Source organism: Cobetia sp. Dlab-2-AX (assembly GCF_024124625.1).
In the GTDB taxonomy this organism is placed as follows: domain Bacteria; phylum Pseudomonadota; class Gammaproteobacteria; order Pseudomonadales; family Halomonadaceae; genus Cobetia.
This window is the reverse complement of sequence record NZ_JAMXRV010000007.1, coordinates 14630-28738: the sequence shown is the minus strand read 5'-3', so window position 1 is coordinate 28738 and position 14109 is coordinate 14630. Positions and strand designations below refer to the sequence as shown.

Below are 14109 nucleotides of genomic sequence, written 5' to 3'. Positions count from 1 at the left end.
TTTGCGTCCTGGCCGCAGGAAGGGGGCTTTTGTGAGGCGGAGTGTGCGTTTGAGCAGAGCGTGTTTTTCATGAGCAGTGCGCTGCGTGTGAGCAAAGCATGCTTACAGGCGCGGCTCGCTACCATCGCTCAGGCGGCGCAGATTCAGTGCATGACGAATCACGATCAGGCTGGCGAAGACCAGAATCACACCGCTCATCTGCGGCGCCAGCCACAGGCTGAACAGGGGTGCCGCCAGTCCGGCCACCAGCGAGGCGATGGCTGCCGTGCGCAGTCGCCAGGCCAGCCCGACCCATAATGCGGCGCAGCTCAATGCGACCCCTGGCGCCAGCATCAGCAGCACGCCAAAGGCGGCGGCCACGGCCTTGCCACCGCGATGGCCACGGTGCCACAGCGGCAGGCTGTGGCCGACCAGCACGGCCAGCCCGATCAATCCCAGAGCCCAGGGCGGCAGCGAGAGCGCCAGCCCCAGCCAGAGTGCCGGCATGCTCTTGGCGGCATCGAAGGTCAGCACCAGGGCGGCGGGCAGTGCGCCATGCAGCCGCAGCACATTGGAGAAGCCCGGATTGAAGGAGCCCGCCAGGCGTGGGTCGGGCAGCCCCAGTCGCTGACAGATCCACACCGCGCCCAGCACCGAACCACTGGCGTAGGCCACGGCGATCAGCAGGCTCAACTGTTGCCAGGTGGCCAGTTGCGCACCCCACTCTATCAGGCCCGTCAACATGATGCCGACTCGCTGAGTGTCCGAGGTGTCGCACACAGGCAGGGAGAGAGGGGCAGGCGGCTTGGCCAAGCAGGGGCCGGGTGCAGTAGAATCAGTCGCATGATGGCGGGGCCTTGGGCGTCGTTTTTATTCGTTCATTCGACAAGCATAGAGGTAACGCCGTGGATCGTGTGCTGATCGAGGCTCTGGTCGTGGAAACCGTGATTGGTGTCTATGACTGGGAGCGTACCATTCGCCAGCGTCTGGTGATGGATCTGGAAATGGCCACGGATATTCGTGCCGCAGCTGCCGACGATGACCTGACGCACACCCTGGACTATGCCGCCATCAGCGCGCGCATCCAGACCTTTGCCGAAGATAGCCGTTTCGAGCTGGTGGAAACCTTCGCCGAGCGCCTGGCAGCCCTGCTGCGTGAAGAGTTCGGCATCCCCTGGCTGACCATGACGGTGCGCAAGCCGGGCGCCGTGCCGGAAGCCGCCGCCGTTGGCGTGCGCATCGTGCGCGGTAGCCTCGATGCCGCCTCGGATGCGCCAGCATGAGTCTGGTACTGATCTCCATCGGTAGCAATATCGAGCGTGAGCATCATGTGCGGGTCTGCCTGGATGCGCTGCAAGCGACCTTCGGCAATTTGACGCTGTCCTCCGTCTACGAGAGCGAACCGGTGGGCTTCGTCGACGGGCGCAACTTCCTCAATCTGGTCGCAGGTTTCGAGAGCGACTGGAGCGTCGGCGAATTGCAGGCCTGGTGCAAGCAGCTCGAGCTGGCCAATGGTCGCCTCAAGAACAGTGCCAAGTTCAGTCCGCGCACCCTGGATCTGGACCTGCTGACCGTCGGTACCCTGACCGGGGAGGTCGATGGCGTGATGCTGCCGCGCGATGAGGTCGATCGCAATGCCTTCGTGCTGCTGCCGCTGGCCGAGTCGTTCGGCGAAGAGCGCCACCCCGTCACCGGCGAGGATTACGCTTCGCTTTGGAAGGCGTTCGTGACCGCCGGGCGCGCCGAACAGCAGCCGTTGTGGCCGGTGGACTTCAGCTGGCGTTGTCGCATCATCTCTCGCGCTGATGCCACGGTCTGACACTGCTCTTGATGCCCCAGCCTGACGCTATCAGGCGCCATATTGCTGGTGTCAGTGTCCGGCGGTGAGTGTGACCGGCCCCTCAACGACAACGCCCTGCCGATTCTCATCGGCAGGGCGTTGTCGTCTGGCAGGCCGTTGTCGCCTGGCAGGGCGCTGGCGTCTGGCAGGTCTGAGCCTCAGTCCTGCGCTGTGCTCGGGGCCGCCAGGCTGTCCAGCGGCCAGCGCGGCACGGCCTTCATCGGGCCGGTGTCCTGCTCGCCGGCATTCAGGCGCTGCGCGCCCACGTAGGCGATCATCGCGCCGTTGTCGGTGCAGAAGCGGCCGCGCGGATAGTAGGCGCGGGCGTTGCGCTTGGTCAGCTCATGGCTCAGTCGCTCACGCAGGCGGGTGTTGGCACTCACGCCACCGGCGACGACCAGGCGCTTGAGGCCGGTCTGGTCCAGCGCGCGACGACACTTGATGACCAGGGTGTCGACCACGGCTTCCTCGAAGGCGCGCGCGATATCGGCGCAGTGCTGCTCATCCAGGTCATCCGCGGCCTTGGCCTTCTTGAGCGTGACCATGGTGTGGGTCTTGAGGCCGGAGAAGCTGAAGTCGAGGCCCGGGCGGTCTGTCATCGGGCGCGGGAAGCGATAGCGTTTGGGGTCGCCCTGTTCGGCCAGCTTCGCGACCTGTGGGCCACCGGGGTAGGGCAGTTCCAGCATCTTGGCGGCCTTGTCGAAGGCTTCGCCGGCGGCGTCATCCACGGACTCGCCGAGCAGCTCGTATTCACCCAGTCCGCGCACCGCGACCAGCTGGGTGTGCCCGCCGGAGACCAGCAGCGCCACGAAGGGGAATTCGGGCGCATCGTCTTCCAGCATCGGGGCCAGCAGGTGGCCTTCCATGTGGTGGACGCCGAGCACCGGCACTCCCCATGCCTTGGCGAGCCCATGTGCGGTGGACGCGCCGACCATCAGCGCACCGACCAGGCCCGGGCCTGCGGTATAGGTGATGGCATTGATGTCGGCAGCCTTCAGCTGCGCCTCATCCATTACCTGCTGGATCAGCGGCAACAGCTTGCGAGTGTGATCACGCGACGCCAGTTCCGGCACCACGCCGCCGAATTCGGCGTGCATGGCGATCTGGCTGTAGAGGGCATCTGCAAGCAGGCCCTGGTCCGTGTCGTAGATGGCGACGCCGGTCTCGTCGCAGGAAGTCTCGATGCCGAGCACACGCATGGCTGACTCTCAGGAAATATCAGAAGTAGAGGGCGGCACGGCCAGCGAGGCTGCCTGAGCGAGCCCGAGAGGCGTGTGTGCCGTGAATGCGCGACATTCTACTGGCTGTGGGCACGGGTGTCGCGCCAGCTGGTGTTGAGGCAGAGAGGATTTCCGGCTTCCGCGTTTGCAAAGCCGGGGGCGGGTGTCTAGAATATGGCACTCTGCAAGACTGGGTCGTGCATCCGACCACCCCGCAAAAGCTCCCCGAATCATGATTCCAGCCAGCGACGGCTACCCTCACCGGTGGTGTCGCAGGCGACTGATTGATGCTGGATCGACCTGCAGGTGGCGGTTTACCGTCGCTGGCTGGTGGCTCCTGAGGAGTGGCTGCACCGGATGTGCGTTCAAACCGAACTCATGATCTCAAGGTAGGTGAGTGTTTAATGCCTTCAGTTAAAGTACGTGACAACGAGCCGTTCGACGTCGCCCTGCGCCGTTTCAAGCGCTCCTGCGAAAAAGCCGGTGTTCTTTCCGAAGTGCGTCGTCGTGAGCACTACGAGAAGCCGACAGCTGTTCGCAAGCGTCAGCAGGCGGCCGCTGTAAAGCGCCACGCCAAGAAGGTTCAGCGTGAGCGCAAGCGTTTCGAGCGTCTCTACTGATCCGTACTTTTGGGGAGTGATATTCTGCTCTCTGGAAGGACACCAAGCGGCTGCCTCACGGTGGCCGCTTGTTTTTGTCTCTAGTGGTCCGTTCGTTCTCGAGCCATGTGCCGCCACTGGCACATGTCGCTAACTCGAGGAATGGCCTGACCCGAAGGTAGCCGCTCACTTTGCTGAGCCGGCACTATCTTGCGGTCAGTCCGTTTTTCCACGACTTCTGGCGAATCATGGCTGGTCTCATCCCCCAAGGCTTCATTGACGATCTGCTGGCCCGCACCGACGTGGTCGAGGTAGTGGGTGAGCGCGTCCAGCTGAAGAAGGCCGGCAAGAGCTATGTCGGCCTCTGCCCGTTCCATCAGGAAAACTCTCCCTCGTTCAACGTCATCCCGGACAAGCAGTTCTATCACTGCTTCGGGTGCGGGGCGAGCGGCAGTGCCCTCAAGTTCCTGATGGAGTTCGATCGCCTGCCGTTCCCCGAGGCCGTGGAGCAGCTGGCCTCGCGGTTGGCGCTTGAAGTGCCGCGCGAAGGCGGCAACCAGAGTCCGCACGAGCGCCGTGAGCGCCAGCGTCGCGAGCAGGCCCGCGAAGAGGGCGTCAATCTGCTCGAGGCGGCCGCGGACTTCTATCGTCAGCGCCTGACGGAACCGGCCGCGCAGCCGGCGCGTGAATACCTGGAAGGGCGGGGTCTGTCGCGCGAGATCATGCGTGATTTCGGCATCGGCTTCGCGCCGGAAGGCTGGGAGCACCTCAAGCATCACCTGAGCAAGCTGGGTGTCAGCGAGGATGTGCAGATTGAATACGGTCTGCTGATCCACCACGAGGAAAGCGGCCGCCGCTATGACCGCTTCCGTGATCGCGTGATGTTCCCGATCCGTGACTGGAAAGGCCGCACCATCGCCTTCGGCGGTCGCGTGATGGGCGACGCCAAGCCCAAATACCTGAATTCTCCCGAGACTCCCGTCTTCCACAAGGGGCGCGAGCTCTACGGGCTGTTTGAAGCCCGTGAGGCGAATCGCAAGCTGGAACGCATGCTGATCGTCGAAGGCTACATGGATGTGGTGGCGCTGGCGCAGTACGGCATTCGCAATGCCTGCGCGACCCTGGGCACCGCGACCAGTGAGGATCACCTCAAGCGCCTCTATCGCCTGGTCGATGAGGTGGTGTTCTGCTTCGACGGCGACAAGGCAGGTCGGCAGGCGGCGCGCCGCGCACTGGAAACCGTGCTCGAGGTCATGATCGATGGCCGTCAGGCGCGCTTCCTGTTCCTGCCGGAAGGTGAGGACCCGGACTCCCTGGTGCGCAGCGAGGGTCAGGAGGCGTTCGAGAAGCGTGTCACCTGCGCCTCCGGGCTCTCCGAGTTCCTGTTCGAGCAGGCCGCGGAAGGACGCGACCTCAAGCGCATGGAGCAGCTCGAGCGGTTCGTGACCCAAGCGCTGGAGTGGATCTCGCGCGTGCCCGAAGGGGTGCTGCGCTCGCTGCTGCTCAAGGAGCTGGAGCGGCGCAGTGGTCTTGAGCGTGAGCGGCTGGATGCCATGCTGGTGGAGCGCGCCGCGGCGCGTGAAGCCCAGCAGGCACGGCTGCGTCAGCACCAGCAACTACGTCAGCAACCGCAGCAGCGTTCGCAACAGCAACAACGTCAGCCCGGCGCGCCACACTCGGCACCGCGCTCAACGCCCGCTGCCAGTCCTCAGGACGGTGCGACGCTGAGTGACGCCCAGGACGAGTGGTCGTCGCTGGAGGCGATGGCAGATGCCGGCTTCGGCGATGGCGAGCCCGATGGCTGGCAGCCGGATGACTGGCAGTCGCATGGCGAGATGCCTGTGGGCCAGGGCGCTCAAGCCGCGCGTGCGACGCCGGCCAGGCCTCAGAAGCGCACCTCGGTCAGCATGCTGACGCGCCTGTTGCATCTTCTGGTGCACGAGCCTCAGCTGGTCGCTGAGCTGCCTGACTCCAATGAGTGGATAGAGGGGGCGGGTGAGCCGGCCGACAGCGAGGATGCGCAACTGTTGAAGGATGTGGTGCGTCTCCTGAAGGCGGGGCAGTATCGTTCGCCTCAGGTGCTGTTGGCGCACTTCCTCGGTACCGCACAGGGTCCGAGACTTGAGCAGCTGGCAGCCCGTGAATTGCTGATTCCGCGTGACGTGCGCAGCGAAGAACTGAAGGGGCTGGTGGAGCATTGCCAGCATCAGCAGGCGCGCACCACGCCGGAAGCGGAATATCAGGCCTTGCTGGCCAAGGAAAAGCGTGGCGAGAAGTTGTCAGCAGAAGAGAAGCAGCGGCTGATGGCCCTGCTGATGGAGCTGGCAACACGGCGCTGACGCAGTCTCGGTGCCAGGAAGGCCGACAATGGTGGAAATGCCGTGAGAGCTGAAGCGATGGCGCAGGAAAATACGCCCCATGGCCTTGAAAGACGCACTCATGCCCACTATTTAATGAGGTAGCTCCCGATGCGGACTGCCGCAACGTAACCGATAACGCTAACACACCTGGATGGTCCGGCAAATACGCCGCTGGCAGCATCTCCTGATGGCACGCTATACTGGTGCGCTTGATGCTCTCTTCGTCCCTATACCGGCGCCATGCTCACTCGCTGAGCCGCGTCGCGTCCAGGTGTTTCATTCTTCTTCGTCGAGATAGGGGTTCTATGGCTGGTAATGCGCAGCAGCAGTCGCGTCTCAAGGAGTTGATCGCGCGCGGCAAGGAACAGGGGTACCTGACCTATGCCGAGGTCAACGATCACCTGCCCGAGGATATCGCTGATCCCGAACAGGTGGAAGACATCATCAGCATGATCAACGATATGGGCATCAAGGTCGCGGAAGAAGCGCCCGATGCCGATACCTTGATGATGTCTGATTCCTCCACTGACGAGTCTGCCGCCGAAGAGGCCGTTGCCGCCCTCGCCGCGGTGGAAAGCGATGTGGGACGCACCACCGACCCCGTGCGCATGTACATGCGTGAGATGGGCACCGTGGAACTCCTGACCCGCGAAGGCGAAATCAAGATCGCCAAGCGGATCGAGGAGGGCACGCGTGAGGTGATGTCGTCGCTGGCATTCTTGCCGGGGGCAGTCGACTCCATTCTGGAAGCTTACGACGGCACTCTGGGCGAAGACGGTGGACGTCTGTCCGATCTCTTCTCCGGTTTCATCGACCCTGACGAAGGCGTTCCGGGTGTCGCGGAAGTCGAAGTCGAGGAAGTCGAGGAGATTCCCGAGGGCGAAGAGTCCGAGGGCGACGACGAAGACGAAGATGACGACACCGCTTCCGAAGGCGGTCCGGACCCCGAGCTGGCTCGTGTCCGTTTTGAGCAGATCCGAGAGCAGAACGATGCGACCAAGGCCGCCATCGAGAAGTACGGCTCCGGCTCTGCCGAGGCGAAGGCCGAGCAGGAGCGTCTTGCCGAGCTGTTCTCGCCGATCAAGCTGGTGCCCAAGCACTTCGAGCGTCTGGTCGGTCAGGTTCGCGTGTCTGTCGAACAGGTGCGCGAGCAGGAAAAGGTCATCCTGCAGATCTTCGTCAAGCGCGGCAAGGTGCCTCGCAAGAGCTTCATCAAGGCCTTCCCGGGGCATGAGTCCGACATGGACTGGTTCGACAGCTTCATCGGTGGCAGCAAGAAGTACGCCGACAAGCTCGAGCCGTTCCGTGCCGACGTGCTGCGTGCCCAGCGCAAGATCGCCTTCGAGCAGGACATGGTCCAGCTGCCGGTCAGCGAGCTGAAGGAAGTGAACCGTCGCCTTTCGATCGGTGAAGCCAAGGCGCGTCGTGCCAAGAAGGAAATGGTCGAGGCCAACCTGCGTCTGGTCATCTCCATCGCCAAGAAGTACACCAACCGTGGTCTGCAGTTCCTGGATCTCATCCAGGAAGGCAACATCGGTCTGATGAAGGCCGTGGACAAGTTCGAGTACCGTCGTGGTTACAAGTTCTCGACCTACGCCACCTGGTGGATCCGTCAGGCGATCACTCGCTCCATCGCGGACCAGGCACGCACCATCCGTATTCCGGTGCACATGATCGAGACCATCAACAAGCTGAACCGTGTCTCGCGTCAGATGCTGCAGGAAATGGGGCGCGAGCCGACGCCGGAAGAGCTGGGCGAGCGTCTCGAAATGCCGGAAGACAAGGTGCGTCGCGTACTCAAGATCGCCAAGGAGCCCATCTCCATGGAGACGCCGATCGGTGACGATGATGATTCGCACCTGGGTGACTTCATCGAGGACGGCACCATGGTCTCGCCTATCGACTCCGCCACAGGCGAAGGTCTGATCGAAGCGACCCGCGGTATCCTGTCTGGCCTGACCGCACGTGAAGCCAAGGTGCTGCGCATGCGCTTCGGTATCGACATGAACACCGACCATACCCTCGAGGAAGTCGGCAAGCAGTTCGATGTCACCCGTGAGCGTATCCGTCAGATCGAAGCGAAGGCGCTGCGCAAGCTGCGTCACCCGTCACGCTCCGAGTCACTGCGTTCCTTCATGGAAGAGTGATCTGAAGCGCTCGGGGCCACGCCTCGACTGCTGGCTCCGCTGACAAGACAACGCCCGCCCCCATGTGAATGGGAGGCGGGCGTTGTCGTTTGCGGGCTTTACGTTACGGGTCTTTCTATGTGGGCTGTGCCGCCTTCAGGCTTGTCTTTATGGATCTTGCCACCTTCGAACTGTGTCGTTCCAGAGCTGCGTGATGTGCCCTGGGGGGGGGCTATCAGGCGCCGTGGCGCAACTGGTGAGACGAAGGCGTTGCCGCCACGCTGAAGATGACACGGCCCTTGATGCACTGACGGGAGACTGGCCCCATCTGCTCGCTGCTCAAGCCGTCGGGGTGCTCGCCACGTAGCCACAGGCGACCATTGTCATCGATGCGATGCAGGCGCTTGACCAGCTGGCCGAGCCTGGGATGTTCCACCACGACGGTGGCGCCGGGCGTCAATCGCCAGCGGCTGGGCCAGCGCATGCTGATGATGAGGCTGTGCTGCGGGAGACTGGGGGCAAGACTATGACCGTGCAAGCGGTAGCTACTGAACCAGCGCATGTGAGGCTCCTTGAGAATGAGGGCATGACACGGTCAAGATCCTGTCGGTGCTTTCCTGTGGCAGTGGCGATAGTTGAATTGTATCCACTGCTTAGTAAAATATAATCATTCTCATTTGGTGTCCAGCCGTTTCCGGTCACTGCCTCGCGCAATGGCTATCGAGAGACGGCTGTCTAGCGCAGCCTGTCGAGAGAAGGCTGTCGAGCAGAGACTGTCTCGCGAAGCCTGTTGAGAGTAGAAACGAAAAAAGCCGCGGCTCAGGTGAGCAGCGGCTTTTGGGAGAGTCACGGGTCTGTCTCCTGTGCTTCACGCTGTGCTTCATGTCACGTCACTTCGCGTTGTTTCATGGGGCAGGGCGAAGTGACGGTCGTGCGACAGGTCTTGCGTGCAGCTCGGCAAGAAGGTTTTGTTGCCGGGCTCAGTCGTTGGCCTTGAGCTCACGCAGCAGGGCGCGGCGCTGGCGGCCCATGCGGATCGCCAGCAGCACGATCTCGATTACGGCGATGGCCATCAGGGTGTAGCCGAACAGTTCGGTGACTTCCTCGGCGGCATTCTTGACCGAACGCAGGTAGGAGTCCCCCATCAGGGTTTCCCAGAATTCCGAGCGACCGTAGAGGCGTGAGAAGACGTAGGTCGCCAGGAAGCCGGCGCCGAACAGGCCGAACGCGAAGCTGCGTCCGAAGTGCTCGAACTCGGCGATGAAGCGGCTGCGGTTGCGCCATACGCCGATGATGACCGGGATCGCGACCACGCTGACCAGGAACTGCCAACTGCCATCGCCGATCATGTCGTCGAGCAGGGCATCCTGTTCACGGATCAGGGACGCCGCGAACAGGCCGAACAGCAGCAGGCTGATGGTGCGCAGGTCCGGCAGGCGTGAATGCACCAACCACATGGTGGCTGCGCTCAACGCCAGCAGAGTGCTCTGCATGTGTTCTGTCCAGCTGGCTTCGCTGAAGCCGACATCACCGAAGTGGTAGGCATCATGCATGACCAGCGACATCATCGCAGCCACCAGCGGCGCATAGATGGCCAGGCGCAGGCAGGCCTGCATGAAGAGCGAGGTGGGCTTGCCACCATACAGCGGTTGTTCGGCGCTGATGGGGAGTGGGACAGTCTGGTGATGTCGGGTATGCGAAGTCAGGCGGGACATGGGGCTCTCCGGACAGTCCATGGACTGCCTGTCAGGATGGAAATCTTGTTTGCCTGCTCATTATAACGGTGCAAAGGTGGCCAGTTAATATTCTGGTAAGAAAACTGTGAGATTCCAATTCAGCATCGATGTTGCGTAAAGCGCAAATCTACGTCAGCCCTTACGTAACCGATCACGCTCGGCCTCCTCGACGATCCAGTCATGCACGGCCTGGATACGGCCATCATCCAGGGTGCCGTGGGGGTGGACGATGACGTAGCGCTTGCCGGTCAGTACCCGCTGCGTGAAGGGCGCGATCAGTGTGCCGCGGGACAGCTCGTCGGTGATCAGCGTGCGCCTTGCCATCGCGACTCCCATGCCGGCGATGGCAGCTTCCATCGACAGATGGTTGCGGTTGAAGGTATAGCCACGCTGAACGTTGATCTCGGGGGCGCCGATACTGGCCAGATAGAATTCCCACTCGGCGTGATCGTGACTGCCGCGCCAGGCGGTGATGTCATGCAGCAGCGGATACCAGGCGAGATCCTCTGCGCTGCGCAGTGGCGGGCGGCCGCGCATCAGGCCGGGATGGCAGACGGGGAAGATCTCCTCTTCCATCAGGTCGGTGACCTGCATCCCCGGGTAGTGGCCGTCGTTGAGGTCGACTGCCAGCTCGAAATCGCCCTCGCGCAGCGGCGAGTCACTGTCCTCGGCGCGCACGTGCAGCTCGATATCCGGAAAGCGTGCCTGCAGGCGTGGCAGTCGGGGCGCCAGCCATTTGGAGAGAAATGACGGCACCGAACGCAACCTGAGCACACCGCTCATCAAGCCGCTGCGCAGCCGTTTGACCTCCAGTCCCACCGCGCTATAGGACTGCTCCACCACGCGCGCCAGTCGCGCACCTTCCCCTGTCAACTCGAGTCCGCGTGAACGACGCAGAAACAGCTTGAAGCCCAGCCGCTCCTCCAGCTGCTTGATCTGCTGACTCACCGCGCCGGTGGTGACGTGCAGTTCTTCTGCCGCACGCGTGAAGGAGCCATGACGTGCGGCGCAGGCGAATACCTGCAGCCAGGCATGGGTCTGACCATTCAGGTGGCGCAGGCTCGGTGTGGTTGCGGGCGTGCCGATCGCCGTCGGCGGCACGACGGGGCCAGTACCAGGCGTGTTGTCGAGGGAAGACGTCATGGGCGGGTCTCATGCAAGCGCTGGAGGCAGATAGTAAGGGAAAAGCCGCGATGGCCAGACGCAGATGGCGGTGGTAGCTAAAGGCATCACGGCACAAGGTGGCGCGAAGCGCATAGTTTACGCCGTTTTTGATGCATAGGGTTTAGTCAGGCTAAACCCACGACCAATTTTTATGGTTTGTCGCGTCCCGCCCCCATCCATCATCATTGCCTCATCCACTGGCAGGCGCTCAGGCGCGGCGAGTTTCCGAGATGAGGTGTTGTCATGTCCATCAGTGTATTTGATCTCTTCAAGGTCGGTGTCGGCCCCTCCAGCTCGCACACCGTCGGCCCGATGCGTGCTGCCGCGCAGTTCGTCGAGACCCTGCGCTCGCGCGACCAGCTGGAGCGCGTGGCGCGCATCGAGGTGCAATTGCATGGTTCGCTGTCTGCCACCGGCGTAGGCCACGGTACCGACAAGGCGACCATCCTCGGCCTGATGGGCGAGCTGCCGGAAACGATCGACCCTGCGATCATCGACCCCTGCATCGAAGAGCTGCTGGAGTCCCAGACACTGCTGCTCGACAACCGCATCGCGGTGCCCTTCGTATGGGTGCGTGATATGCAGTGGCACGATGCGCCGCTGCCGTATCACCCCAATGCCATGCGTCTGATCGCCTACGGCCACTGCGATGAGCTGTATCGCAATGTCTATTACTCGGTGGGTGGCGGTTTCGTGGTCGACGAAGTCGAGGCCGCGCGTGACCCGCTGCTGGAAGACGAAAGCCTGCGTCTGCCGTATGAATTCAACACCGCCAATGAACTGCTGGCGCTGTGTCGCATGCACAAGATGCGCATCAGCGAGCTGATGATGGCCAACGAATGTGCGCTGCGCAGTGAGACTCAGGTGCGGCGTGGGCTCTGGCGCATCTGGGAAGTGATGAACGAGTGCATCGACAACGGCCTGACGCACGAAGGCGTGCTGCCCGGCGGTCTCAACGTCAAGCGCCGTGCCAAGCGTCTGCATGCGCGTCTGCTGGATGTGGAATCCAGCAAGTCGATCATCACCTCGACCTTCTCGGCGATGGACTGGGTCAACCTGTTTGCGCTGGCGGTCAATGAGGAGAACGCGGCCGGTGGTCGCATGGTGACGGCGCCGACCAATGGCGCGGCCGGCATCATTCCGGCGGTGCTCAGCTATTACATGAAATTCCAGGAGGATGCTCGCGAGGAGGACGTGGTCGACTTCCTGCTCACGGCAGCCTCGGTGGGCATCCTGTGCAAGAAGAACGCCTCCATCTCCGGCGCGGAAGTCGGCTGTCAGGGCGAGGTGGGATCCGCCTGTGCCATGGCGGCCGCCGGGCTTGCCGAGCTGATGGGCGCGACGCCGGAGCAGGTCGAGAACGCGGCGGAAATCGGTCTCGAGCACAATCTGGGGCTGACCTGTGACCCGATTGGCGGCCTGGTGCAGATTCCCTGCATCGAGCGCAATGCGATTGCCTCGGTCAAGGCGATCAATGCCGCCCAGATGGCGATGTGTGGCGATGGCGATCACTTCGTCTCGCTGGACAAGGCGATCCGCACCATGCGCGACACCGGCCGTGACATGCAGGAAAAATACAAGGAGACCTCCAAGGGCGGTCTCGCGGTCAATGCCATCGAATGCTGATTCGACCGGTCGCCACTCCAATATGAGCTGATATGACTTTCCGCCGGAGGCCTGCCGCCTCCGGCCAAACCCGTTGTCTCTTGTCAGGTACGTGATCTCCGGCCAGAGGTCATGATCTCGGCAACCCTCGTTGACGCCTCTTCGGCGCGGTATTCCGCGACGGACAGGCGTCTTTTTTATGGCGGGAATTGCGCTCATCTCGACTGTTCGGCTCGGGCTGGTGGGGTATCTGCCGGCCTTGAGATGTCTCGGGATGGCTGCCTTGTGAAGAAGTCGCTGATATATCGGCTATTGGTCGAGTGAGCGCGCTTGCCGCTGGCAGCGCGCCTCTTGCTATTCTAGTTTACGTTAACGTCAGTTGCGCTGATCGTAACGATGGATCGTATCGAAGGCCTGGCAGAGCTGTCTGTAGATTGCGCCTTGACCAGGGCCAGTGAACAGGGTCTGTGACCAAGGCCTGTGGATAGCGCCTCCTGTTGATACTGCGTGTCGACGACGAGCCGTGATGTTGCGGGCAGACATTGCGGGCGGACGTTGCGGGCATCAGCGCTGACGAACAGCCCCCATGTCTCTTGGAAGACACAGACCACCGGCTTGCCGGTCAGGACGGAGTACTGACATGCCATCACCGCCCATTCAGGGGCCGCGTGCCAGCGGGGGCGCATCCGCGACAGCCCCGATTCTCGAGACGCGTGGCTTGAGCAAGGACTTTCGAGGTTTCACGGCCGTCGATGACGTCAATCTCCAGGTGCAGGAAGGGCATATCCACGCCCTGATCGGCCCCAATGGCGCCGGCAAGACGACAGTCTTCAATCTACTGACACGTTTTCTGCCGGCCACTCGCGGCGAGATTCTCTACCGCGGCAAATCCATCACCCGCATGAAGTCGCATGAGATCGCGCGCCTGGGCTTGGTGCGCTCCTTCCAGATATCGGCGGTGTTTTCCCAGATGACGGTGCTCGAGAACGTGCGGGTCGCCCTGCAACGCCCCCAAGGCACCTCGTTTCATTTCTGGAAGCCGGAACGCAGCCTCGACAGCTTGAACGAGCAGGCATTGCATCTGCTGGAGCAGGTAGGGCTACGCGATGACGCCCACCGTGTGACCGCCAGTCTGCCCTATGGCCGCAAGCGGGCGCTGGAGCTGGCGACCACGCTGGCGCTTGAGCCCACGCTGATGCTGCTGGACGAGCCGACCCAAGGCATGGGCGCCGAGGATGTGGACCGTGTGGTCGAGCTGATTCGTGTCGCGGCGCGGGGCCGTACGGTGCTGATGGTCGAGCACAATCTGAGCGTGGTCAGCCGTCTGTGCGATCGCATCAGCGTGCTGGCGCGCGGGCGGGTGCTGGCGGAAGGCGATTACGCCAGCGTGTCGGCCAACCCCGAGGTGCGCGAGGCGTATCTGGGCAGTGAAGCGCCCGAGTCCACGGCGGATGCGCACAAGGAGGTTTCATGACGGGGG

The 14109-nt window shown here is 62.6% G+C and carries 12 protein-coding genes; 7 read left to right on the top strand and 5 right to left on the bottom strand.

The window, feature by feature from the left end:
- Nucleotides 1-102: 102 nt before the first annotated feature.
- The gene (locus NH396_RS12345) at nt 103-723 is read right to left on the bottom strand and encodes a glycerol-3-phosphate acyltransferase (protein WP_176677974.1); all 621 of its coding nucleotides are present in this window, start codon (nt 721-723) and stop codon (nt 103-105) included.
- Between the two features lie 161 nt (nt 724-884).
- Here NH396_RS12345 and folB point away from each other — a divergent pair, with 161 nt between their 5' ends.
- Both folB and folK read left to right on the top strand, forming a co-directional pair.
- Nucleotides 885-1262, top strand: coding sequence for a dihydroneopterin aldolase (gene folB, locus NH396_RS12340; protein ID WP_175089595.1), 378 nt, complete (start codon nt 885-887; stop codon nt 1260-1262).
- Complete coding sequence (gene folK, locus NH396_RS12335) at nt 1259-1798, top strand: 2-amino-4-hydroxy-6-hydroxymethyldihydropteridine diphosphokinase (protein ID WP_253064066.1); 540 nt, start codon at nt 1259-1261, stop codon at nt 1796-1798. Before folB ends, folK begins: the two co-directional genes overlap by 4 nt.
- A 179-nt stretch (nt 1799-1977) precedes the next feature.
- On the opposite strand, the gene tsaD is transcribed toward folK, so the two are convergent.
- Nucleotides 1978-3018 carry a tRNA (adenosine(37)-N6)-threonylcarbamoyltransferase complex transferase subunit TsaD gene (tsaD, locus tag NH396_RS12330; protein WP_253064064.1) on the bottom strand — a complete coding sequence of 347 codons (1041 nt, stop codon included), beginning with the start codon at nt 3016-3018 and terminating at the stop codon, nt 1978-1980.
- A gap of 425 nt (nt 3019-3443) precedes the next feature.
- Here tsaD and rpsU point away from each other — a divergent pair, with 425 nt between their 5' ends.
- From rpsU to rpoD, 3 genes are all read left to right on the top strand, one after another.
- Nucleotides 3444-3659 (top strand): 30S ribosomal protein S21, encoded by a 216-nt coding sequence (gene rpsU, locus NH396_RS12325; RefSeq protein ID WP_024951433.1) that lies wholly within the window; start codon nt 3444-3446, stop codon nt 3657-3659.
- Between the two features lie 227 nt (nt 3660-3886).
- Nucleotides 3887-5977, top strand: coding sequence for a DNA primase (gene dnaG / locus NH396_RS12320; RefSeq protein WP_253064063.1), 2091 nt, complete (start codon nt 3887-3889; stop codon nt 5975-5977).
- Nucleotides 5978-6303: 326 nt separating this feature from the next.
- Nucleotides 6304-8145, top strand: coding sequence for an RNA polymerase sigma factor RpoD (gene rpoD / locus NH396_RS12315; RefSeq protein ID WP_176677970.1), 1842 nt, complete (start codon nt 6304-6306; stop codon nt 8143-8145).
- A gap of 214 nt (nt 8146-8359) precedes the next feature.
- On the opposite strand, the gene NH396_RS12310 is transcribed toward rpoD, so the two are convergent.
- The 3 genes from NH396_RS12310 to NH396_RS12300 all read right to left on the bottom strand — a co-directional run bounded on the left by NH396_RS12310 (nt 8360) and on the right by NH396_RS12300 (nt 11003).
- Entirely contained in the window at nt 8360-8686 is a 327-nt protein-coding gene (locus tag NH396_RS12310; RefSeq protein ID WP_176677969.1) for a hypothetical protein, read from the bottom strand.
- 418 nt (nt 8687-9104) lie between these two features.
- Complete coding sequence (locus NH396_RS12305; RefSeq protein WP_253064062.1) at nt 9105-9839, bottom strand: hypothetical protein; 735 nt, start codon at nt 9837-9839, stop codon at nt 9105-9107.
- Nucleotides 9840-9992: 153 nt separating this feature from the next.
- Nucleotides 9993-11003 carry a LysR substrate-binding domain-containing protein gene (locus NH396_RS12300; protein ID WP_253064061.1) on the bottom strand — a complete coding sequence of 337 codons (1011 nt, stop codon included), beginning with the start codon at nt 11001-11003 and terminating at the stop codon, nt 9993-9995.
- Nucleotides 11004-11267: 264 nt separating this feature from the next.
- On the opposite strand from NH396_RS12300, the gene NH396_RS12295 reads away from it, so the two are divergent.
- Nucleotides 11268-12650, top strand: coding sequence for an L-serine ammonia-lyase (locus NH396_RS12295; protein WP_253064060.1), 1383 nt, complete (start codon nt 11268-11270; stop codon nt 12648-12650).
- Between the two features lie 619 nt (nt 12651-13269).
- The gene (locus NH396_RS12290) at nt 13270-14103 is read left to right on the top strand and encodes an ABC transporter ATP-binding protein (protein ID WP_253064059.1); all 834 of its coding nucleotides are present in this window, start codon (nt 13270-13272) and stop codon (nt 14101-14103) included.
- The last annotated feature ends 6 nt before the right edge of the window (nt 14104-14109 follow it).

Excerpts from the sequence above, each read along its gene's own strand:
- NH396_RS12345 (WP_176677974.1), bottom strand. The coding sequence starts at position 723 with ATGTTGACGGGCCTGATAGAGTGGGGTGCGCAACTGGCCACCTGGCAA.
- folK (WP_253064066.1), top strand. The coding sequence starts at position 1,259 with ATGAGTCTGGTACTGATCTCCATCGGTAGCAATATCGAGCGTGAGCAT.
- tsaD (WP_253064064.1), bottom strand. The coding sequence starts at position 3,018 with ATGCGTGTGCTCGGCATCGAGACTTCCTGCGACGAGACCGGCGTCGCC.
- rpsU (WP_024951433.1), top strand. The coding sequence starts at position 3,444 with ATGCCTTCAGTTAAAGTACGTGACAACGAGCCGTTCGACGTCGCCCTG.
- dnaG (WP_253064063.1), top strand. The coding sequence starts at position 3,887 with ATGGCTGGTCTCATCCCCCAAGGCTTCATTGACGATCTGCTGGCCCGC.
- rpoD (WP_176677970.1), top strand. The coding sequence starts at position 6,304 with ATGGCTGGTAATGCGCAGCAGCAGTCGCGTCTCAAGGAGTTGATCGCG.
- NH396_RS12310 (WP_176677969.1), bottom strand. The coding sequence starts at position 8,686 with ATGCGCTGGTTCAGTAGCTACCGCTTGCACGGTCATAGTCTTGCCCCC.
- NH396_RS12305 (WP_253064062.1), bottom strand. The coding sequence starts at position 9,839 with ATGTCCCGCCTGACTTCGCATACCCGACATCACCAGACTGTCCCACTC.
- NH396_RS12300 (WP_253064061.1), bottom strand. The coding sequence starts at position 11,003 with ATGACGTCTTCCCTCGACAACACGCCTGGTACTGGCCCCGTCGTGCCG.
- NH396_RS12295 (WP_253064060.1), top strand. The coding sequence starts at position 11,268 with ATGTCCATCAGTGTATTTGATCTCTTCAAGGTCGGTGTCGGCCCCTCC.
- NH396_RS12290 (WP_253064059.1), top strand. The coding sequence starts at position 13,270 with ATGCCATCACCGCCCATTCAGGGGCCGCGTGCCAGCGGGGGCGCATCC.